Here is a 23,561-nt window from a genome sequence, read left to right on the forward strand (position 1 = left end):
TGAAGTTGCTACAAAGCGACTTCATGAGGATTATCCTATACATCAAATAACATCGGACAGCATAATATATGCCTTTACCACTCCATTTTTTTTACTAATATAATCAATACTTAGGAAAAAATTATCTTTGTTTTTTGCAATATGGTTTATTTTGACTCGATCCCCTTGGATGAGATAAGACTTTTTCCGAATAAAATAACGATCAAACAAGAATGCTTTAGGAGAAGTTATCATCAGATTTTGAATCTCTCTTCCTAAGTCATCTTTAAGCACATAAACTTTATAACCATTTAAAAAATAAGTACTTATATTTATGTTTGGAGCCAAAGATTTCCATTCCTCTTGTCTTGAATAGCTTCCAGACTTTAATGTATAGATTCTTTTGTAGCTGATTGCTCCATCTTTGAACCTTTCAATAATCTGATTATTTATAAATTCAGGATCATACAAAGGACTTAAATAAAATTCTTTTGCCTTCAGGGAAGAAATTTCAAATATTCGATACTGCCCACTTGGATTACAGTCTTCAGTATAATTGACCACTACATATTTTTTTAAAGGAATACCAAAATACTCTACTGAAAAAGCATCTTTATCAAAACAATAGTCTTTTTTATTAAATAATAAGAAATTTTCTCCGTTTTCATTATAATAAATACTATTTTTTTCTTTAATCAATATTTCTTCTGCCGATACATAACAAGTAAAAAGCAATAAAAAAAATAGATAAAATTTATTTAAACCCATCTCTTTTCTCAACCTCTTTTAATATTTTTATAAATAATTTTTTTCTTTCAGCCATACCATTATTTCCACCGTTTATTCTCCTACTAACAGATTCAACAACTTTTAAATGATAGTTATCACTATAAGTGCCATTTAAATCTTTATATCCTTTGTGAATTAAACTATCAGCATTTTTAAATACATTAAAAGCCCAGACTGAGCTATCTACAGCATGAAATAAATCATCACAGAGTAATTCCGGATTATTAACCACGTCAATTCCAGAATAGCTTTTATATTTTTTATACGCACTTTTCCAAGTTAGCTGAATTAAGCCTCGCCCTTTGTATTTAGGGCCATCTCCTAAAGATGTGTTTCCTTCAGCCAAAATTTGTTTTCTTCTTCTACATGCTCGGCTTTTTTTTATATCACAAACAGATGGTGGAAAATTTGAAATATCATAATCCTTACCGCTCGCATACTCAATCAATGTATTAAAATGATCACACTCATGATAAATTTGTGCTAAAAAATGACATAACATTAATTTGTCTTTAAGATTATGCTTAATTAGGCTTTTGTTTAACTCTATAACAAATTTTTCAGGTGGAGTATTATGTGTCGATCGCCCTTTCATTACACGATGAGAAAATAGTTTATTAGAGCCATAAACAGCTTTAAAAAAACTTAATGAAACTATCTCCTCTAAATTATACTTGATACTTTTCTCAATACTCGGCCTACCCTCTGCCGTGATACCTTTAACAACCTCCACATCCAAACGCAATTCAACCGCATCTGCACGCATTCTTTTTGCACTATAAGTCACAGGGCTTAAAGCATCCCCATTCGGCTTTAATACTCTAAATTGCAAACGCTGCCCCACCATACTGAACAATGGAGTACTGCCATTTAAAATGGTAATTATCTGTTTTTTACCCGTATCCAACATCAACATTTCAATATCAGTTGGAGTTTCAATTAACTGCTCACCTGTTCTATCTTTTAGTTTTAATTCAGATCGGCTTTTGAAATTACTATATGGTTCATCGAGTTGTATTAAAATCGGCTGCTGTGAGCCATTTTTAGAATTTACCTCACATTTCACGACAAATTGATCATTTGAAGTTAACACCAAAATTTCAATATCACGCTGTGGTGATGACAATACCTCCACGATCCCATTTTCATTGGTATATCGTTCATAAGCATTTTTCCGCCCTCTAGGTCTTGATTGAATAGGAAAATTTGAAACCACTTTCCCAGCACAATCTACCACTTTAAAAGTAGTTGTAACAATTCTAGCTTTGGTTTCACCTAATTCTTTTTGTTTATATTCTTCAATTGTTTTAGGTAACTGAATTTTTATTGGATCTTGTGATGATGAACCAATAGATGTATGAATGACCTTAAAAACAGTAAAATCTTTTTGATTGGGTGGTTTTGCCAGTATTTCTACTGTTCTTTGTGGAGATGCCTGAAATACAAACTGCCCATGAAGATCAGTTTTCTGAAGATTTTCACGTTTTGAACCTTGGTATCTAGACATAACATTTAAGTTGATCACCCGACGCCCTGAACGATCATAAAATTTTGATGTAATTGTGACTAAATTACTCATTAGCCTAAATCCTCTTCTGCATAAACTTCATCTTCTTCTAATTCTGTTTCTTCTTCTATTTCAGCCCATAATTCATCAATATTATTATCTTGTACAGCCGACTGAGTTAAATAGACATAGGATGAATTAAACCCTAACGCAACGAATTCAGTTTTTTCTGACGTATAAAATCTTAATGAACTGACACTCTGATTTGCATCTTGTATATTTTTATTCGTGTTAATGAGCCTTCCATCTTGCTTTCCGACAACAAAAATCTCTTTCTCATCTTCAGTTGCAACATCCCACTGATAATCAATTTGATGACTATATTCAGTCTCAGCTTGAGGCAAACTGTATTGGACGCTTGCCACCCGTTCCCCACCCTCAAAACAATGCTGCCCCGCCTTACATTCAAATTTCCCACCTGTTGTATTCAACACACCTTTTGAATTTATTTTGATTTGTGAACCGCCTGCCGTTAGCACAATTTCTTTCGGACTGCTGATTTCAATGCGCCCCTCAGTTGAAATAATTTGAATCCCTTCCCGTGCAAAAAAATCTACACCATCATCTTGTGCCTGAATTTCGACTTTACCCTTGGCTGCAAAAGCACGTATACCTTGCTCCGCTGCAAATAAACTGATTTTATCGCGTGCATGTGTAATCACAGATTTTTGGGTAGAAACATTAATACTGCCTGCGGCACTTTGATGAATATGTTGATCTGCAGAAAGGTGTAAATCTTGCTGAGTTGAAACTGCAATTGAGTTGGGCGCACAAAGAATCATAACCGCCTGCTTAAAACTTGCCACTTTAGTTTGATCTTCTAGTTCAATTTGATTTAAAAATTCTTTGAGATGCTCCAGTGTTTCCAAAGGATCTGTTTGCTGATTTTGTGCCAACTCACTTAAGCCTTTGCTTGCCGCTAAACTGGACTCCAATTGCCTTTTGGCAGGACTCGCATCTAAATGATACGCTTGTGCCTGTGCTTGTGGATGAGTTGAAAGCAGTAAGCCTGCACCTGCACGCACAGCTCCCCACCGATCAGTTCTTAATTCAAAGCCTTCGCCGCGCCCAATTGAATCCTCCTGCCGCATTGGATGGCTCAAATATCCTAAATTCAACTGACTCGCAGCATGACTACTCTGCAATTGCGCACTGAATTGTTTGGTGGTGTCATTGAAGCGAAGTTGGTTAAACCCTGCACCACGTATTTCTTGTGAACGAATCCCGCTCAAGTATTTGGTATCGGGTAGAGTTCCAACTGTATCGAATTGTGTCTGTTGTCGTTCTGCCTCATGTAAACGTCCAACCACAAAAGGACGATCAATATTGCCATCAAAGAAATCCACCACCACAATTTCACCAATACGTGGGTGAAATCTTGCACCATAACCCTCACCTGCCCACGGTGTGAGTACATCCACCCACGCCGAATCGCTCTCATTGTCGTTGGCACCCGCACCACCATCATGCAAGTGGTCATCACTTCGGGTAAATAAAAACCGAACTTTAATACGCCCCCACGCATCTACATGCACGGTTTCATCCTCAGGTCCAACCACTTTAGCGCGCTGTGGATAAGCCACGGGACGATGCAGTAATGGATTAAACTCTGGAACGAGCGCAATATGTCGTCGAATCAAATTCAATTGACAAAATTGTTGAGGATCACCCTCCAACGGTAACTGAAATGTCCACTGACTTTGTTGCAGCAGACTCAAAAAATGCTGTTGTAATTCAGGTGCTAAATTGTTTTGGTTATAAAACTGTTTGGACAGTATTAAAAACTCTCGTTCAGTTTGGGGATGTTGATCAATTTCAGCATGCCCGTGTAATTCAAACCAATACCCCACTTGCGCATCACGTAAATTACTTTGCGCGGAAAAATATTTTGCCTGCAAATCATAATACTGAGCCAATTGTTGTCCCAATTGTTCTAATTGTTCGGTACTTGCAGCTGTCACCTGATCTTGCCCAGTTAAGTCTTGCATCCACGCAGGACTCACGCACCACGCCTGTTCTAAACTTAAAGCTTCACTATTTTGTGTGCTACTTTGTAAGGGCGATGTGAACTGTACTGAATTTTGGTCCTGTGCCAAAAGATCGGGTTGCCAGCGTTGTAACTGTACTTCAGTGGGTTGCAGGTTACGCTGTGCCATCCAAGTGTAAATGCTATCCCGCTGCTCGATTGCACTTGTACGCTGAAATGCCACTCGTCTACGTTTTAAGGGCTGATAATGACTATTCTGCTCAATCAGTCTTAATTTTTGTGTATCCATAGGCGTTAAAAAATGCTCAACCCAAGGTTGTTTTTCATCCACCAACCAATTGATGCCTTCGCTACGCCACAAACGGGTTAAAAACTCATAATCGCTTTCGTTGGATTGTATGATGAGAGGTCGAACTGCATAACGCTGACTGAGACCACTTAAATCTAAACTTAAACTTGCAGCAAATAATGCACTGCGGTCTTGCCATTCTTTAAACAGAATTTCACTCACCTCCACCACAGTTTTATTCATAAATACCCGACTGTTGCGGCGTTTATGCCACAAAGCCGTTGCATCCTGAATCTGCAATTTATAGAGACTGAGCGTGCCATCACTTTGCCCTTGCGCTGCTGCAGTAATAATGCCGCTATGTCGAAATAATTCGCCTTGATCGGTGAGTTGATCTACAGCCACCCGACTGCCAATAAATTGTTTCAACGGCAAATTTGCATGCGGTGAGAGGCATAAGACATCCATCTGCAAACCTTGGTTGATGGCATGCTGACCATAAACGCACTGCAAAAAGACCTGATGATTTAAGGCTGAATTAGAAAACTGGATATGAATTGTGCGGTGTTGAGGGCTTAAGCCAAATTTTTCTAATACAGCAAAGAGTGAACTTTGCATTGTTATTATCGTTGCTATTTTTATAGTGGCGCTATTCTAATCAGCAACTTGGCAATTATCTAGAGCGTAAAATGGATAAAGCGATAAACGGAATTTGCAGTTAAGACCATCTCCATCGCCAATTTTGATAATCCTCAATCCCTCTATTGATGAAAAATCAACAAACATGACACATTGCGTTACTCTGCAGTCAAGACAATCTTCAATCGCTATGCTACAACTGAGTTATGCCGTCAAAAAAGGAGAGGTGAAGAAATTTATTGTTTTTTATCAAAACCTTTTTTTATTTTTATTTCGTCATCTCAGCTTTCTACATAAAAGGGTCATCATTAAGCTTTAGCATAATAAAAGCATGCAAATGCCTTACATATATAACTGCTATTCGGGAGCGAACATGAATAACAGCCAAAATTATGTCAAACAAATTAAAAATGCTAAACGTGGAGGATATACGCCTACCATCGCCAAAGACATCAACAAACATAAGATTCAAAAAGCCATTCGCCTAATTGAACAATGGAGAACGCTCGCAAATGAACTCAAACCACAAATGCAACTTGATATGGCCTTTACCTTAGAAGAATGTGCACAGGATTTAGATCGCATCTTAAGAAATAAATAATCGCTTTTCACACTTCATTTCAAGTTATTTTCTTCAATGAGCCCACCCGCTGGGCTCATTTCATACAAAACCTTCTATGTGATTTCCTCGTTTGTAACGCGCCAAAATACTGTGTACAAAATCTTCAAAAACTCTATGCCCTGCATTAAACGGTTACTTTTTGGCTTGCGCACACGTAAAAATTCTGTAAAATTCTCTACACAACGCCGGCATAGCTCAGTTGGTAGAGCAACTGACTTGTAATCAGTAGGTCCACAGTTCGAATCCGTGTGCCGGCACCATATTAAACCTCATAAGTTTTTAATTTATGAGGTTTTTTGTTTCTATAAACGTATATTTTTATCTTCCTCATGCTGCTCGAATCTCCAATTTATTTAGGGCTTCGATGTATCTGCAAAACTTCAATTGCAATATAAGATTGTGACTTTTCACTTGTTAAATGTATTTTATGATTTAGAATGCTGTACACATATTTCAGATCGTATTTTTATATTGATGGTCTATTTTGTTGATGTTTCATCCATATAAACTGACATTTAAAAATATTTTTGTGAATTAAAATAAAAATTTAAAATTATAAGTCTTAGAAAATTGAGTATTAAAACAATGCTTCTCTAAAATTTTCCAGTTTAAGGAAGACCTCATGGCTCAAAGCTTTGCAACGCATCATTCCATGACCAATCATGGTGGAATCATCCTTGCCAACCAAATGCGTGTTTCTCAAATGGGAAATTTATTTTTAGTGGCGGGTGATGGACATTTCTGCCCTCAGTGCCAACGTTGGTCCACGATTATAAAAAGTCACGATCATATTCTTTTTGATGACAAAGCCGTGGGTTATGTCGGGGATCAATTGACGTGTGGCGCAAAAATTTTACCGAAGCAGTTTCATGTGGTGGGTGGGATTTAAAGCCAATTATGAACATCCAAACACCGAAAAACTTCATTATCTAGCAGCTGATTACGATAGATTAAGCTTTTTCCGCACTCACCTGCACATATTTAATCCAGCCATCCGCATAGAGCTTGGCACATAAACGTGCGGTCATGGCAATTTTAAACCAGTCTGTATCTCGCGTTTGTACTCGATGCTTGAGATGCTGATTCACATAGTCAGCAAAACCCGCCAAAACTTGTGCCGACAAATCTTCCACCTGAATCTGTTTAAATTCAAACTGTTCTAAAACCGCTCGAAGCTGACTTTCAGACATCAGATCTTTAAAATTGACAGCGGCAGATTTTAATAAGGCACGATATTGCAGCTGTTTGAACGCATGCGTTGGCGCTTGTTCTGCCCAAATTAAATAATGAAAGCCCAAACGTCCATTTGAATTCAAAACCGCACTGACCTGACTTAAAAATGAATTCAAATGACTGTGATATGCTGCATCGATACAGAACACCACATCAAAACGTGGTTGTGGAAAAAGTGCTTTTAAATTTAAAAATGAAGCAGCGTGAATTTTAATATTTGAATTTAAATGTTGTCGAATCGACTGCACATGATGATCTTGTAGCTCAACAGCTTCAAGTCGTTGTATTTGATAGTGTTCCAACCAATATTTAAGACTGGCACCTTGCCCACAGCCTAAATCCAGTACAACATCTTTTGAATTTAAATGCACTGCTGCGGCCAAATGCGCTGCTAAATTTTGACATGCAGCGGGATAATCAGATCCCACTGCATCTGACCAATAACCTAAATTGCTCCACGGCAGTGCGGAAGTATCTCCCAAATATGCCGCTTGAATGGCATATTTATGTTTTGGAAAATGCTGTCGTATCGCCTGTTGCCATTTCATACTGACTCAGTCTAATTCAAAAAAGAGGGGGCTGTTGATAATTCATCTATGTTTGCGACAACGCATATTTTTTAGCTGATATGAGGCATGAGGCAGGAAATTTAGTCATTCTAAATGACTGACTCATAACGCAATAGCAGCAAAAAATATGCTTGTCCTGAAAGGCTGTGGCTAAAACTTTCTCAGATTGCGTTATGAAACTTGGCAATAGTCTCGCTATTCCCTGCGTTTCATGCCTGATCTGCTCAGTTTTAGCCTACAGCACAAACCATTTATGAAATATCAACAGACCCTAAACTTAATAACCTAATTGCGGCGCAACCTCAACTTGTGGTTTTAAATCAATAAACGGTAATGGTGCACCAAAAATTTCTGCAATATGCATAGCGGAAGTCACTGCAGATTCTAAAATTGGTAAACCATCGCACGACCATGAACCGCAGAAGAACACTTTACGATTGTCTTGGTGATGGCGCTGCTGCAACTCTTTGTTTAATGCCACTGTCTTTGAATCCACCACAGCGCGGGTTAAAGTTACCGTTGAAATGATCTTTTTCGGATCAATTGGTGTAACTGGACGCCATGTTTGGAACACTGGCGATTTACCGACCAAAGTTGGTTCGATCGAGTTAAGCCATACCGTAAATTGCTGACGGGTAAATTTACGATCCATCATATAACTTAAAACAGACCAATCTTTGCGTTTTGGTGGCATCACTGTTTGATCGGTGTGAATCACCAAATCACCCTGCTCGAATTTGAATTGTTTAAGTAATTCAATATCTTCTGCAAATTGTTGATTGTCCAAGAAATCTTGAACTTTGGTGGTTGGCGTTGCAATCACCACACGGTCAAATGTTTGCGACTGACCTGCAGAATTTTCAACAACCACACCATCTTCTTGTTGATGAACGCGAGTAATCGCTGCACCGCTTTGAATATTAATGCCTTCAATCAGCTTATCAACCAATGCAGGCGTGCCACCTTGTAAACGCAATAAAGCATCACCATCAGTCAATTGGCGTAAAAATACCAACAATGGTTTTGCAGGCCATTCGCCAATGGTTTTTGGATCACAAGTACAAATGGTGTAAAGCACTGGCATCACTGCGCCATGCCAAAACACTTCTTCAATTTCGTTACGATTGATAAATTCCGCAAGGGTAATGTCTTGGTTTTTAGATTTGAAAAATTTAGCAATGGCTGTTTTTAACTGCAACATGCCTTTCACCAAACGCCAGCCGTATTGTTGTATGCCTTTACGGTTGTTAATGATTGGGAAATTACCAATACGGGTACGGCTTGTGGTCAGCCAAGTTTCGGTACGATCTTCAAATAACCAACTGCACGCCATATAAGTACGCACAGGATAAGTTTTAATGCCTAAATGTGTGGCCAAGCTGAGGGTGTTTTTCCACAAATGTGGGTTCATGACCCGTAACGGCGCATCAATTAAACCATCCTCAAATTCGATGCTATGACTGTCCATTCCACGACCAGGCAGCGCCTCAAAAATTGTAATGTTATGCCCTGCATCTTTAAGAATTCTTGCGGTAGCCAGTCCAGCCATACCACTACCGATCACTGCGATATCCAAACCGATCATCCATCTTTTTACATACTTTATGAAATTATGAACCATGCCTAAGGAAAATGAGCTATTAAAAACTACCAGATTGTGTACTTTTCACAGAGAAACAACACAAAGTACATTGGCAATATGATTACATTTTTTAACAATCAGAAAGTGCTTAAATAAGCCTTAGAATTTATTTATATTATTTCTTTAATACTATAAATAGTGTTCTAAACCATGTAGATAAATTCACCAATTTTATAATTTTCGTTTTACAAATAAATCTCTAAACGCTATGATACCAAGCACAAAAATGATAACTACATCACATATAATTATCATAAGGAATATGATCAATCCGCTAAAACTAGAAATTTGACAGCGCCAGAACAACAAAAGCCTCGGTCGGGACATCGACATGAGGCTTTTTTCTTGGCTAAGATTTTTTTAAAGCTTAACCTGCTTGATGTTGAATCGGAATTTCACCAAACTTGCCTTGATTAAAATCTTCAAAAGCTTGAATGATTTCCTGCTTGGTATTCATGACAAATGAACCATAGCCTTGAATGGGTTCATTTAATGGCTTGCCTGTCAGCACTAAAAATTGTGTATCTTGCAGTGCTTCAAGCTGAATTAATACTTCGCCATCTTGAGCAAACAACACCACTGAGTGATCTTGCACAAGTTGACTGCCATTGACTCGCACTTCACCTGCCAATACCACCAATAAAGTATTGTGATCCACAGGCACATGCAGCGCTTGAGTCTGTGCAGCTTTCAGTTGTCCATCCCAAACATTGACAGGGCTAAAGGTGCTGGCAGGCCCAGATTGCTCTGCATATTGACCTGCGATAATACGTAAATGCCCCGCCTGATTTTCAAACTCAATTGTCGGAATATGTTGAGATTCAATGGCTTGATAACGTGGCGTCGTCATTTTGTCTGCAGCAGGCAAATTGACCCAAAGCTGTACCATTTCAAACAACCCGCCTTGTGCTGCATAGTCTTTGGAGTGAAACTCCTCATGCACCACACCAGCACCTGCTGTCATCCACTGCACATCACCTGTTTTAATGGTGCCACCACCGCCTGCCGAGTCTTTATGCGTCACTTCGCCCCGATAGGCAAGTGTCACCGTTTCGAAACCGCGATGTGGATGCGAGCCAACTCCATGTTGTGCCGTTGTCGCATCAAAATGATACGGCGCTGCATAATCCAAGAGTAGAAATGGACTGATCGCCTGCCCTAAACGGTCATAAGAAAATAGATTTTTGACTGGAAAACCATCGCCCACCCAATGCATGTTTTGGTTGCGATATAAACCGATTATTTTTTTCATGTGTTACACCTATTGCTAGGAGAATAGATGTTTTGATCTTAATCGCTCATCACACCACAACCTAGTGCAAATTTGGCATACAGCATTGCAAGAATGGAATAATCTTGTTGAAACTTATACATGGTTAAACAAATCATGAGCATAAAAAATCCAGAAGCGAAGTTCTGGATTTTTAAAATTGAGTAAGATGACTCGATTAGATTTTACCAACCAAATCAATAGATGGTGCTAGGGTTGCATCACCTTCTTTCCACTTGGCAGGGCAAACTTCGCCAGGATGTGCATGCACATATTGCGCTGCTTTTACTTTACGCAATAACTCTTGCGCGTCACGACCAATACCGCCTGCATTGATTTCTACAATTTGGATTTTACCTTCAGGGTCAATCACGAAAGTACCACGATCTGCTAAACCTTCTGCTTCAATCAGCACTTCAAAGTTTTTAGACAATGTCCAAGTTGGGTCGCCAATCATTGGATACTGAATCTTTTTAATTTCTTCTGAGGTGTCATGCCATGCTTTATGGGTAAAGTGCGTGTCTGTAGATACTGAGTAAATTTCCACACCCATTTTTTGGAATTCAGCATATTGATCGGCTAAATCGGCAAGTTCAGTTGGGCAAACAAAGGTGAAATCTGCAGGGTAGAAAAACACCACTGACCATTTGCCAATAAAGTCTTGCTCAGATACGTCAATAAATTGACCATTGTGGTAAGCGGTTGCGTTAAATGCCTTGACTTGGGTATTGATTAAACTCATGGATAATTCCTCATTTCATTTCAGGGATTGCTTATCTTGTGTAGTTAGAATACGAAAAACCAATGAATCGGTAAAACAGTGTTTTTTTATAAAAATAATCGGATTTACAAATTAACAATCCTATCATAGTTTGAAATTTAATCGAGAAAATAGATATTTGCTGAATATCTGCATAAAAAAACCCTTTGTCGAAACAAAGGGTTTGGATGATGATTTTCCATTTTGAATCAAATGGCTATCTCTAGTATGTCTCAAAACGGCAAATCATCATCTAAATCTGCAGGTGCAGTTGCAGGCGCAGCTTGTGGCTTCGGTGCAAAACCACTCGGGTTATTGTTGGCATAGCCGCCACCCTGATTTTGGTTAAAACCGCCTTGATTTTGATTCGCATAACCTGTGGCTGGAGCTTGGCTTTGATTGCCATAACCGCCTTGGTTATTGTTAAAACGTGGTTGAGCAAAACCACCATCTTGCTGGTCAGATTGTCCACGGTTAGCAGAGTCGAGCATTTGCATTTGATCGCCACGAATTTCAGTGGTGTAACGCTCTTGACCATTTTGGTCCGTCCACTGACGTGTACGCAATGAACCTTCAATATATACCTTAGAACCTTTGCGTAAATATTGCTGTGCAATCTCGCCTAAACGGTTATGTAAAACAATGCGATGCCACTCTGTTTGCTCTTTACGCTCACCCGTGTTTTTGTCTGTCCAGACATCACTGGTTGCGATAGAAAATTGAGTGAGAGAACCACCATTTGGGAAAGTTTTTGTTTCAGGATCACGACCTAAAGTACCCACTAAAATGACTTTATTTACACCACGCATTAGACGTTTTCTTCCTATTTGTTTCTATTATTTACTTTATAAGAGTTATGCTTAAATGGCTACCTCTTTCCCAAACAAGTGCGTTAATTGTTGTCGCGCAGCATCATCAATTTGCTGTTTATCCACTTTCACATAAGCCACTTGCTGGTCAGACATCACCACGACCTCTTCAATACCACGAATTGCCAAAAGTTGAGAAGTCCATTCATCTGTTTCTCGGTTCTCAGGCAAACGCAACACCAAAGACGAAAGATAGCGCGGCTGCGCCAATCCAAAACTAACGAATAGCCAAATTATAGCAATCGCGGTCAAAATACTCCAACCCATTGCGGTGTGGTTGAGCATCAATAATTGTCCGCCAATCATCCCACCAAAGAATGCACCCAAAAACTGACTGCTGGCATTTACACCCATCGCGGTGGCTTTAGATTGAATTGGTGCAGCCTTTGACAACCACGAAGGTAATAAGGCTTCCATAACGTTAAAGGCAATAAAGAATAAACCCAAACCCAATAAAAGGATGTATTTCGATTCAAACCCGAAAATCAGCACCAACAGCCCTAAAATAATACCTGCAATCGCGGTCAGGAAAATGCCACGCATTTTGCGATATTTTTCTGCCAAAACAATGCTTGGAAATGCCACGAACAGACTGACCAACAACAATGGCAAATACACCCAACCATGATGCTGCAAAGGAATATCGGCAAATTGGATTAATTGCGAAGGCACATAAATAAACATGGCAGTCAGCAATAAATGTAGGGTAAATACCGATACATGCAGACGGTTTAAATCGCCCATTTTCAGGACTTGCTTTAACTGAGTGATATAGCCTTGCTGAAAATTACGATGATGACGCGTGACTTTAGGCACCAATAACAACATGAGAATCGCTGCTAGTCCCATCACTGTGGTGACCCAAAATAACCCTGAAATACCAACCCAGCCCGTAAGCCATGGCCCTAAACTAAAGGCCACCACAAAGGACATACCGATACTCATCCCCATCACCGCCATGGCTTTCATGCGGTTTTCTTCGCGGGTCACATCGGCCAGTAATGCCATCACCACGGCAGATACTGCGCCACCACCTGCAATGGCACGACCAATAATCACGCCATAAATGGTGTCAGACATGGCTGCAATTGCACCACCCAAAGCAAACAGTAATAAGCCAAAAACCACCAATGGCTTACGGCTATAACGGTCTGCAATTAAGCTAAACGGAATTTGTAAAATGGCTTGGGTGAGTCCATAAACACCAACGGCAAGACCAATCAGTGCAGGAGTTGAGTATTGATATGACTGCCCTGCTACTGAAAATACAGGAATAATCATGAACAGACCCAACATGCGCAATGCAAAAATACTGCTTAAAGCAAAGGTCGAGCGGCGTTCTAAGGCATTCATCATATCAATCGACTAAAACTAAATAATTTTGAATTTGCAGATATCCTACAACATTCAGCTTAAGGATGCTGATTTTTCCCGATGTTTATTCAACAGACCCTACTTTTTCAATAAAAAAGGGCGCAACGTTGTGCACCCAAATTTATATTTTATACAGTCTTCATCACCGTATTGCTCTGTGATTTCGCGGCAATACAGCAACGGGCATCACCATAGCATTAACCCGCTTTTGCCTGACGTTTTTTAAATTGAATAGATGCAATCACCGCCCAAACAATAAAGGCAACACCAATTAAACCTGTCACCACTTCTGGCACATGCAAGCCTGTACCGCTGGCAATCATAATAAAGGCCAACGCACCAATCGCATAGTGCGCACCGTGTTCAAGGTAAATATAGGCATCCAACGTGCCTTTTTCGACTAAATAAATCGTCATCGAACGCACGAAAATTGCACCAATCGCCAAGCCTAACATGATGATCACCACATCAGAGGTGATTGCAAATGCACCAATGACACCATCAAAACTGAACGAGGCATCTAGCACTTCCAGATATAAAAAGCCCCCAATACCCGCTTTCACCACGCCTGTCGGTACGCCATTTTCGTCATGACGCACAGCATTGCCCTGTTCATCGACCTCTGGTTCACCGCCCAACATGTGACTCAGCACTTGTACGCCAATATAAATCACGATGCCCCAAATACCCGCCATCGTCACCACAAGGCGCTTATCTTCCACCACATTGGCCGCCATGATTAACAAAGTCACTAAGGCCAAAAATACCGACATGGCAGGCACGCTTGCCAGATTGCTCAAACGACGCTCAAACCATCTAAACCAGTGCGTGTCTTTTTCATCATCCAAGAAAAAGTTTAGGAAAACCATCAACAAGAATGCGCCACCAAAAGCAGCAATTTCAGGGTGATGTGCCATCAGTTTAGCCGAATATTGCTTCGGATCATTCAATGCCAGTTGCACCACTTCCATCATGCCCATATCGGCAGTGACCGCCACAATGACCACAGGGAAAATTAAACGCATACCAAAAACTGCAATGATAATCCCCACGGTTAAAAACAGCATTTTCCAGAAATGATCCCAACCGCGCAGCACTGACGCATTCACCACCGCGTTATCAAACGACAACGACACTTCCATAATCGCCAAAATTGCGGTAATGGTTAGTGCGGTAAGCATGGTTTGCACACCTGCTTCTGGGCCATGGGTATAGCCCCAGTATGCAGATAGCGCAAGACACACAATCGAAAATACGATTGAGAAACCAAAATGTTTCATCATGAGAAACGACCTATCACTATATTTTGATCTGAACTTTTCATCTGCCGAATCTGTACCATCAACGCAAAGTACAGTTTTGATTAAGCTTTAACAGATACAAAAATTCTGAAAATTGAATTGCCCGAATTTTAAATCGGACAAAAACTGAGAATGTAAAATTTTATGCTGCAATTATGACGCTTTTTCCTCAACTTCGGCAAAATTCTTCGTATGATTTTTGGTTTCCCGATCAGATACCGTGAAAACCGTGTTTTTCATTCCCAAACTGCTATAGTGAAATGCAACGACATATTAGGAATTTAGGATGCGCTTTTCTCAAGACGCTTGGCAACGTAACCTTGCCCTTTATCACAAGACGCTCGCTTTACCATTTAATCAGGAGTTGGCACAAGGCACCTTAAGTAAAGCTGCTTTTGCACATTATGTGATTCAAGATTCACATTACTTAATTGCCTACGGGCGTGCACTGGCAGTCTGTGCGGCTAAAGCTTTTGATGCAGATGATATTATTCAGTTCGCAGATGCCGCCAAAATCGCAATTGTGGTGGAACGTACCTTACATGACAGCTTTATGCAGGAGTTTGATATTTCCAAACAGGAATTTGAAAGTACTCCGCTGACCCTTGCCTGTCATCACTACACTTCTTATTTAGTCGCAACCGCATGGTCAGAAAGCTATCCTGTGGTATTGGCATCACTACTGCCATGTTTCTGGATTTATGCCGAAGTTGGTAAAGATATCGTCAATAATTCTGCACCGAATAATCCGTATCAGGCATGGGTCGATACCTATTCGGGCGAGGAATTCCACACCGCAGTCAATAATGTGATTCAAACCATAGACCGTGTTGCTGCGCGCTGTGATGCCGATACCCTTGAAAAAATGCACCACGCCTACACCAAAGCTGCAGAACTGGAATGGTTATTCTGGGATAGCGCCTATCATCAACGTCAGTGGCCGGGTTTAGATCAAGCTTAACGGCCGCCCTCACGCACCGTATGGGGATCACTCCATACAGTGCGACAAGCCATGACCGATAAAGCATGAAAAATAACACTTGAACAATTTTCATGCGCTATCATATATAGGTTTTTCATTTGCAAAATATCGAGAAGTTTTTATGAGCCAAAGTCATATCCGTATTCGAGGTGCACGTACCCATAACCTAAAAAACGTGAACCTTGATATTCCACGCGATAAATTTGTGGTAATTACGGGTTTATCTGGTTCAGGAAAATCTTCACTGGCGTTTGATACCCTTTATGCCGAAGGACAGCGTCGTTATGTCGAATCGCTTTCTGCATACGCACGCCAGTTTTTATCGCAAATGGAAAAACCTGAAGTCGACTCGATTGAAGGTCTAAGTCCCGCAATTGCCATTGAACAGAAATCGACCAGCCATAACCCGCGTTCAACCGTGGGTACCATTACCGAAATTTACGACTATTTGCGTTTACTGTATGCACGTGTCGGCACACCTTACTGTCCTGAACATGATTTACCAATGGTGGCGCAAACTGTTTCAGAAATGGTCGATGCTGTAAAAGCACTGGAAGAAGGCACTGCCTTAATGCTCCTCGCGCCAGTAATTCGTGAGCGTAAAGGCGAATATGTGCATCTGTTTGAGCAACTACAAAGTCAGGGTTTTGTACGCGCCCGAGTGGATGGCGAAGTCATGGACATTGACCCACCGCCTGAACTCGACAAAAAGAAAAAACATACTATTGAAGTGGTGGTAGACCGTTTTAAAGTCCGAGATGATTTGGGCAACCGTATTGCCGAAAGCTTTGAAACCGCGCTGCGTTTGGGTGGCGATTTAGCCATTTTATCGTGGATGAATGCGGAACAACCTGATCGTATTTTTTCAGCCAAGCACTCTTGCCCACAGTGTGACCGTGCCGTAGCAGAACTTGAACCACGCCTGTTCTCATTTAACAACCCTTTTGGCGCTTGTCCAACGTGTGATGGTTTGGGGACACGTAGCCATTTCAGTGCGGAAAAACTCATTCCAAACCCTGAACTGTCGATTAGTCAGGGCGCTATTCGCGGCTGGGACAGACAGCGTCCGTATTATTACAGCATGCTAGAAAAAGTCGCGGCACATTATGAACTGTCACTCGATACGGCATGGAATCAGCTGGACAGCGTGACACAAAAGAAATTCCTGTACGGTACAGGCAAGGACAAAATTGACCTGAGTTATACCGATGAACGTGGTCGCCATCATAAACGTGTGATTGCTTTTGAAGGTGTGTTACCGCATTTAGAGCGTCGTTACCGTGAAACCGAAAGTAATTATGTACGTGATGATTTGGCACAGTATTTATCTAATGCGGCCTGTGATGTCTGCGGTGGTTCACGCTTAAATGAAATCTCCCGCAATGTCCGTGTGAAAGACAAAACTATTGCTCAAATTACCCAAATGTCGATTGGCGATGCCGAGCAGTACTATCAAGGACTGAATCTGGAGGGTGCCAAAGGTGAAGTGGCAGATAAAATCTTTAAAGAAATTCGTGAACGCTTACATTTTTTAGTGTCGGTAGGTTTGAATTATTTAAGTTTGTCACGTTCTGCCGAAACGCTGTCTGGTGGTGAAGCACAGCGCATCCGTTTGGCATCACAAATTGGTGCAGGCCTCATGGGCGTGATGTATGTGCTGGATGAACCCTCAATTGGCTTACACCAACGTGACAATGACCGATTGCTAGAAACCCTGATTCGTTTACGTGACTTGGGCAATACCGTATTGGTGGTAGAGCATGATGAAGATGCCATCCGTGCAGCCGATCATATTATTGATATTGGCCCAGGTGCAGGTGTGCATGGCGGGCATATTATTGCCGAAGGTACCTATGCAGAGCTGGCGGAAAATGCCGATTCACTGACAGGGCAATATTTATCGGGCAAGTTAAAAATTGAAGTACCGAAAAAACGCACCCAACCGCCACATCCTGAACAACAAATTAAACTCATGGGAGCCGCAGGACACAACCTGAAAAAAGTGGATCTGAATCTGCCTTTAGGGGTCATGACCTGCGTTACAGGTGTGTCTGGTTCGGGTAAATCGACCTTAATTAACCGCACTTTATTGCCTTTGGCTGCAACACAATTAAATGGTGCAACGACCTTAAATGCAGAAAAGTTCGACTCAATTGATGGTTTGCAATATTTAGATAAAGTCGTGGATATTGACCAAAGCCCAATTGGACGCACTCCACGCTCTAACCCTGCGACTTATACTGGCTTGTTCACTCCAATCCGAGAACTATTTGCGCAAACGCCTGAAGCCAAAGCGCGTGGCTATGCGGCTGGTCGCTTCTCCTTTAACGTTAAAGGTGGACGCTGCGAAGCTTGTGAGGGTGACGGTATGATTAAGGTAGCGATGCACTTCCTGCCTGACATGTATGTGCCTTGCGATGCCTGTCATGGTAAGCGCTATAACCGCGAAACATTGGAGGTTAGCTATAAAGGCCGTAATATTTCTGATGTGTTAGAAATGACCGTTGAAGATGCTATGCATTTCTTTGATGCGATTCCTGTGATTCATCGTCGTTTGGAAACGTTAAATCAGGTGGGCTTGGGTTATATTCGCCTTGGACAATCAGCTACCACTTTGTCAGGCGGTGAAGCACAGCGCGTAAAACTGGCGCGTGAACTGGCCAAACGAGATACAGGAAAAACCTTGTATGTACTGGATGAACCGACCACTGGTTTGCATTTCCATGACATTGCCAAATTGCTCGACATCCTGCATGAGCTACGCAATAAGGGTAATACCATTGTGGTGATTGAACACAACCTAGATGTGATTAAAACTGCAGACTGGATTGTCGATTTAGGCCCTGAAGGTGGTGCAGGCGGTGGACAAATCATTGCCGAAGGCACACCTGAAACTGTCGCAAAATCTAAAATTTCACATACCGCAAAATTCTTAAAACCGATGTTAAAAGGCTAAAATAGATTATTTCAGTTTTTAAGCCCATTCAAGTTTAAATACAGATTCAGCACAAACTTGTGCTGAATCTTTCACTCTAGGCTTTTTATCACTTCGGAAATGCTCGTGGATCAATTACTGTGACTTAGTCACCAGCAACGGCATTGCGCCCACGTGCTTTGGCTCTAAATAAGTGTTTATCGGCTTTTTCCAACAATCTGCTCCATGACGCAGCACCCACCGCCACGCCAGCACTGACCGACACTTGAATATAATCATTCAGTTCTGGAATAAAAATTTCTTGATTCACAATATGGCAGCGCAATTTATCTGCCAAATACAGCGCCTCAGTAAATTCTATTTGCTCAATCAAAACCAAAAACTCATCGCCACCATAACGCACCACCAAGTCTGAGGCACGGACATGCGCTTTGAGAGTATCGGCAATACATTTTAAAGCTTGATCACCTACCACATGCCCGAAGGTATCGTTAATGTGTTTGAATTTATCCACATCCATAATAATCAGACCAGTTTTGCTCAATTTTTCAGGTCGATGTTCTAAATATTTGATGTATTCCTCAAGCGCCAAACGGTTGGAAACACCAGTTAAGGCATCGGTATTGGCAATATTACGCAGCTGAAATTCTAAAATATCACGCTGCTCTAGGCGTTGTTTTAATTTTTGAATGGCCTCTAAGAGCGTTACCTTGTCTGGATTTTGCGTCCCTTGAGCTTCATCATCATAAGCTGCCAAGCGTAAAATTTGGCTACGTGCCTGAATTAAAGGAATAAAGACCTTTGAGCGCGCATAGACCATGGTGAAAATAGCAGCCAATAACGAAATAATTGACGCTACTAGGGTTAAAATGAAAATACGCTGAGCTTGATGATAATCTTTGTGCGCAACCTGCAAACTGTGCGCTAATATAAATGACTGCAAACTGACCACAGTGTTGAATTTATCCACCATTTTTTGGGTGAGTTCAGTGCCTGTCAATGAATAGGGTTGCCCATCAATACTTTGCTGAATCAATTGATTGACGATAGGAATTCCCTCATCCAGAAACTCCTTTTTTAATTGATCATGCAAAATATTATATTCAGGAATTTTATGTGCTTCAGGCAAAATGGTATGGATTAAATCCCACAAATAATAAGCTTGGCGTTGGGTTTGCAAAGAGCTCGCCAAATTGGTTTCAGGAATTTTTTCAGCAAACGTTACCGCGGCAATAATATTGGATGCCACCCTTCCCGCTTGATCACGCAAATCTGAAAGAACAAAAATCACACTATAATAGGTCGATACCGATGAGTCTTTTGCCACTGAATCGAGCATGACGTGTTTCAGCACATGCTGAGAACTGTCCCATGCCGCAAACATTTTTTGAATCGCATGATCCATCTGTTGAGAGCTACGCAAATGCTGTGGAGTTGCTGCATATTCATCGACCGCCTGACGCCCTTGTTCTAAAGCGGTCTTTAAATGATGCGCATGGATAATAAAACCTTCTTTTCTTAAAATATTGATGGTCTGTTCTACTTGTTGATCCACGTCAGCACGGTACGCTTTCAGTTCTTGTAAATTTTGCCGAAATTCAGCTGCTGAACTCGACATGACTTTGTTTGCAGGTGCTCGTTCACGCGAAATACTATTGGTCAGTTCAGCCACTTTGCCTAATACAGAAATTTCAATTAAAGCACGTTTTGTTTTTTGATAACTCTGATAACTATTCACCATCAGAGGAACGCAAATAAAAAGCAATGACACGATAATAATGATCATCGAGATCAACAGTCGCTGACTGATATGCTCTGTGCGCAATTTCATCATCATGCTAAGTTTCACCTACGTCATTATAACTGTGCAAAATCGTGGACTTGATCACTTAATCGGCGACTATATTACATGAGCAATCTTTAAATTACTTACAAAAAAGATAATTAATTCACTTATATTTTAAAGCCGTCTAACTAAGTCATCTCATTCATGAAAATTTCTAAAAGCATGCCCTGCGCCGACTTACCTAAAACAACAAATACAAAAAATAATGTTTCAGCATGCAGAAAATATTTTACATATGCAACATTTGGGTGCATAATGCACCTCATTAGGGCGAGTTTAGTTTTTCCTCAGCAGTAAACTAAATTTACCCGCAAATTTTGGCGAAAAATCCCAGTTTTTGAAAGAAAACTGGGATTTTTTTATGGGTTTTGATCATATCACACCCTCATACTGCACCATATCGGTGCAATTTTTGCAAAACCATTTGCGTTTTCACATGCAAAAAAAAAACCCAACCTTGGGGAAAGTTGGGCAGATAAAAAGCAAACAATTATGGAGAATCAGATCGCACTACTGGATGAACCAAGCTTAGGATTTGATGGTTAAATTATGAGATAAGTCACATAATTTACAAACCCGACTTAAGTAGTAGGACTCCATGGTGGAATTATGAAATAAATCACAGTTTATGTAAAGCCTAGTCAACCAGTCTGATTTATTTTTATACAAATATTAAAATTTAATGTGACTAAACTCACATTAATTCAAATATTCCACTCAAATTCAGTCTAAACAAGCCTTCTTTATTGCTTGTTTTTTACCCAAATATCATGATTTCACCCTAAAACAGGTGAATTTTTCCGTTATTCTTCACTCTCCAAGAATTATTATTAAAGATAATTTCAATAAAACTGATCGATTAATCCAATTAATGCTTTGCTTATTATTTCTACTTTTGTTGCAAAAACGAACATATCGACTTGTTATCCATACAGTTTTTAGGTTGACAGCAAAAATTTTATTTGAATATTTTTTAAACACCAAAGTCAATTGGACTTAATTCTTAAATAAAGTCCTTTTAGTTCATTGACTTAATAATTTGTTACACTAAAATGATCAATGTTTCATCCATTTTTAACAAAACTGGTAACTATCATGAAAAAACTCGGTTTAGCCACTGCATTATTATTAGCCATGACCGGTGCTCAAGCGTACCAATTCGAAGTTCAAGGTCAATCTGAATACATCGACAATACAGTAAACGATAAGAATTTCACTGGTGCTGTTCAAGGTACTTACTACTTCAAAAATGTTGATGCGACTAAAGGTCCATTGGCTGAAGCTGCATTCTTAAACCAAGCTTCTAACTTCTCTTTAGCATACAACTATGGTGAATATGACGAAGATGGTTTCGATATCGTTTCTCACACATATGGCGCTAAAGCTGAAGCGTATGTACCAACTAAGCTTGTACCTGTTTATGCAAGTGCAGCATATAGCCATACAATTAATGACAGCAAAAATAACCTTAAATCTGATGACCAAGGTGACCGTTATGCCTTAGAACTTGGTGCAGTAGTAGCGCCTAACTTCTTGGTTGCGGTAGGTTATACAAGCGTTGCAGACCAAGATTCTTATGACGCTTTCAATATCCTTGCTAATGGTGTTGCTAAAGCAGCGCTTGAGTCAGACACAATTGATCAAGACCAAGACGCAATCACTGCACGTACAAAATATGTAGGCGCAATTGACGGCACCAATATGGCTGTTGGTTTTGAAGCAGGTCTTGTATATGGTGAAGATACTATGTACAACTTAAAAACTGATCTTTACTTAACACCAGCACTTAGCGTGGGTGCTTCTTATGCAGAAACAAGTGCTAATACTGATGTCGATTCTGCTTGGGGCGCGAACGTAAACTACTTCATCACTCCTGCAGTTGCTGTAGGTGCTAGCTATGTAAATGCGAATGCTGTTGGTGTAGCTCGTGACACTCAAACTGTTGGTGTAAACGCTAAATTCCGTTTCTAATTTCACATTAGATACTGATGTTAAAAAAGACGCTCATCTGAGCGTCTTTTTTAATGCCTGAAATATGTCATGAAAAATTTACACGCTGTTTTACTCAGCTGAATCATCGTGGTGATTATGCGGTAAGTGGCGAATGTATTGCAATGCGATTAAACGTGACACGATCAATGCCAAATACATTACCCCACAGAACATTTGCAACATGGCAATCACCCGTGCTTCAGGACTGATCGGTATAAGATCAGATAAGCCTGTCGCAGACTGCAAACTAAAACTTAAAAACAGTAAATCAAGCCAGCTTTGTAAACCTGCAGCATTTGGGTTCTGAAAACTTTGCGGAATCAAAATTTGACAGATGCTATATAAAAAAGCAAAACCCCAAGCAATTAAAGTAAAGACTGCTGCCGCAGCAAACAGCTCATCTTTGGTTAAATAGCGATCATGAAACATATAACGCAGTAAACCATAAGCAGCACTAAAATATGCAGCCGCTTCGCAGGCATGACTCATCACCAATACCAGCGGATGCCGCACCCCCAACAAAATCAATACTGAAAAAAATAGTGCAGCATATACAAAACTTAGTCCCAGCACGCTCAGCATAGGAGTCTGACGTATAACTTTGGCAATCAATAACAAGACCAGTACGCCGACCATCCATGTTATGACTTTAAAAGGCATGTTGTGATGTGCAAAAAGTGAGAGCAGCAAAATCACAAATTGCAAGAACAACAGCCATGCCGAAGGTAATACCCGAAAACCTTTCCATACATTTTGTAGTGCTTGCATACGCCTCGGCTGCCTTTTTATTGTTTTGATTTCTAACATAACATGCTGCCAGATCACTGCATGCATGGACTCTGTATCAAAATTGCATATATAAAACCTCTCTCTATGCTTTAGATGAAATAGCCTCCCGCAGATACTAGATAGATCA

16 protein-coding genes, 1 tRNA gene and 1 pseudogene are annotated in these 23,561 nt (G+C 40.4%); 6 read left to right on the forward strand and 12 right to left on the reverse strand.

The window, feature by feature from the left end; translation table 11 throughout:
- Window positions 1-42: 42 nt before the first annotated feature.
- Genes HYG89_RS10265 through HYG89_RS10275 form a run of 3 tightly spaced genes read right to left on the reverse strand, consistent with a single transcriptional unit; the run spans window position 43 to window position 5,229 of the window.
- The gene (locus HYG89_RS10265) at window positions 43-747 is read right to left on the reverse strand and encodes a hypothetical protein (protein WP_004970164.1); all 705 of its coding nucleotides are present in this window, start codon (window positions 745-747) and stop codon (window positions 43-45) included.
- Window positions 734-2,347, reverse strand: coding sequence for a glycoside hydrolase family 19 protein (locus HYG89_RS10270; RefSeq protein WP_131261260.1), 1,614 nt, complete (start codon window positions 2,345-2,347; stop codon window positions 734-736). Before HYG89_RS10270 ends, HYG89_RS10265 begins: the two co-directional genes overlap by 14 nt.
- Window positions 2,347-5,229, reverse strand: coding sequence for a type VI secretion system Vgr family protein (locus HYG89_RS10275; RefSeq protein WP_178867367.1), 2,883 nt, complete (start codon window positions 5,227-5,229; stop codon window positions 2,347-2,349). Before HYG89_RS10275 ends, HYG89_RS10270 begins: the two co-directional genes overlap by 1 nt.
- Window positions 5,230-5,623: 394 nt before the next feature.
- Here HYG89_RS10275 and HYG89_RS10280 point away from each other — a divergent pair, with 394 nt between their 5' ends.
- From HYG89_RS10280 to HYG89_RS10290, 3 genes and pseudogenes are all read left to right on the forward strand, one after another.
- Entirely contained in the window at window positions 5,624-5,851 is a 228-nt protein-coding gene (locus HYG89_RS10280) for a hypothetical protein (RefSeq protein WP_004970172.1), read from the forward strand.
- Between the two features lie 205 nt (window positions 5,852-6,056).
- A tRNA-Thr gene (locus tag HYG89_RS10285) sits at window positions 6,057-6,132 on the forward strand.
- 362 nt (window positions 6,133-6,494) lie between these two features.
- Window positions 6,495-6,752 (forward strand): annotated as a pseudogene (locus HYG89_RS10290) (PAAR domain-containing protein); the annotation flags it as partial.
- Window positions 6,753-6,822: 70 nt separating this feature from the next.
- Here HYG89_RS10290 and HYG89_RS10295 read toward each other — a convergent pair.
- From HYG89_RS10295 to HYG89_RS10325, 7 genes are all read right to left on the reverse strand, one after another.
- Window positions 6,823-7,653: a cyclopropane-fatty-acyl-phospholipid synthase family protein gene (locus HYG89_RS10295; RefSeq protein ID WP_154321174.1), complete on the reverse strand. Its 831-nt coding sequence runs from the start codon at window positions 7,651-7,653 to the stop codon at window positions 6,823-6,825.
- A gap of 298 nt (window positions 7,654-7,951) precedes the next feature.
- Window positions 7,952-9,259 (reverse strand): FAD-dependent oxidoreductase, encoded by a 1,308-nt coding sequence (locus HYG89_RS10300; RefSeq protein WP_178867368.1) that lies wholly within the window; start codon window positions 9,257-9,259, stop codon window positions 7,952-7,954.
- Between the two features lie 424 nt (window positions 9,260-9,683).
- Complete coding sequence (locus HYG89_RS10305) at window positions 9,684-10,568, reverse strand: pirin family protein (protein WP_178867369.1); 885 nt, start codon at window positions 10,566-10,568, stop codon at window positions 9,684-9,686.
- Between the two features lie 196 nt (window positions 10,569-10,764).
- Complete coding sequence (gene ahpC, locus HYG89_RS10310) at window positions 10,765-11,328, reverse strand: alkyl hydroperoxide reductase subunit C (RefSeq protein ID WP_178867370.1); 564 nt, start codon at window positions 11,326-11,328, stop codon at window positions 10,765-10,767.
- Window positions 11,329-11,579: 251 nt separating this feature from the next.
- Entirely contained in the window at window positions 11,580-12,155 is a 576-nt protein-coding gene (gene ssb, locus HYG89_RS10315) for a single-stranded DNA-binding protein (RefSeq protein WP_178867371.1), read from the reverse strand.
- A gap of 51 nt (window positions 12,156-12,206) precedes the next feature.
- Entirely contained in the window at window positions 12,207-13,571 is a 1,365-nt protein-coding gene (locus HYG89_RS10320) for an MFS transporter (protein ID WP_104852874.1), read from the reverse strand.
- A 215-nt stretch (window positions 13,572-13,786) separates the two neighbouring features.
- Window positions 13,787-14,872 carry a DUF475 domain-containing protein gene (locus HYG89_RS10325; protein WP_004970195.1) on the reverse strand — a complete coding sequence of 362 codons (1,086 nt, stop codon included), beginning with the start codon at window positions 14,870-14,872 and terminating at the stop codon, window positions 13,787-13,789.
- A gap of 304 nt (window positions 14,873-15,176) precedes the next feature.
- Between HYG89_RS10325 and tenA the strand changes: the two genes are divergently transcribed.
- Both tenA and uvrA read left to right on the forward strand, forming a co-directional pair.
- Window positions 15,177-15,851 carry a thiaminase II gene (tenA, locus tag HYG89_RS10330; RefSeq protein ID WP_004970198.1) on the forward strand — a complete coding sequence of 225 codons (675 nt, stop codon included), beginning with the start codon at window positions 15,177-15,179 and terminating at the stop codon, window positions 15,849-15,851.
- A gap of 142 nt (window positions 15,852-15,993) precedes the next feature.
- Entirely contained in the window at window positions 15,994-18,828 is a 2,835-nt protein-coding gene (uvrA, locus tag HYG89_RS10335; protein WP_178867373.1) for an excinuclease ABC subunit UvrA, read from the forward strand.
- A 124-nt stretch (window positions 18,829-18,952) separates the two neighbouring features.
- Here the strand turns inward: uvrA and HYG89_RS10340 are convergent, their stop codons facing one another.
- Window positions 18,953-20,641, reverse strand: a complete 1,689-nt coding sequence (locus tag HYG89_RS10340) for a GGDEF domain-containing protein (RefSeq protein WP_178867393.1) — start codon at window positions 20,639-20,641, stop codon at window positions 18,953-18,955.
- A 1,071-nt stretch (window positions 20,642-21,712) separates the two neighbouring features.
- Between HYG89_RS10340 and omp33-36 the strand changes: the two genes are divergently transcribed.
- Window positions 21,713-22,624, forward strand: a complete 912-nt coding sequence (gene omp33-36 / locus HYG89_RS10345; protein WP_346813108.1) for a porin Omp33-36 — start codon at window positions 21,713-21,715, stop codon at window positions 22,622-22,624.
- 90 nt (window positions 22,625-22,714) lie between these two features.
- Here the strand turns inward: omp33-36 and HYG89_RS10350 are convergent, their stop codons facing one another.
- Complete coding sequence (locus HYG89_RS10350; protein ID WP_178867377.1) at window positions 22,715-23,413, reverse strand: ion channel; 699 nt, start codon at window positions 23,411-23,413, stop codon at window positions 22,715-22,717.
- Between the last annotated feature and the right edge of the window lie 148 nt (window positions 23,414-23,561).

The organism is Acinetobacter sp. SwsAc5, from assembly GCF_013391485.1.
In the GTDB taxonomy this organism is placed as follows: domain Bacteria; phylum Pseudomonadota; class Gammaproteobacteria; order Pseudomonadales; family Moraxellaceae; genus Acinetobacter; species Acinetobacter towneri.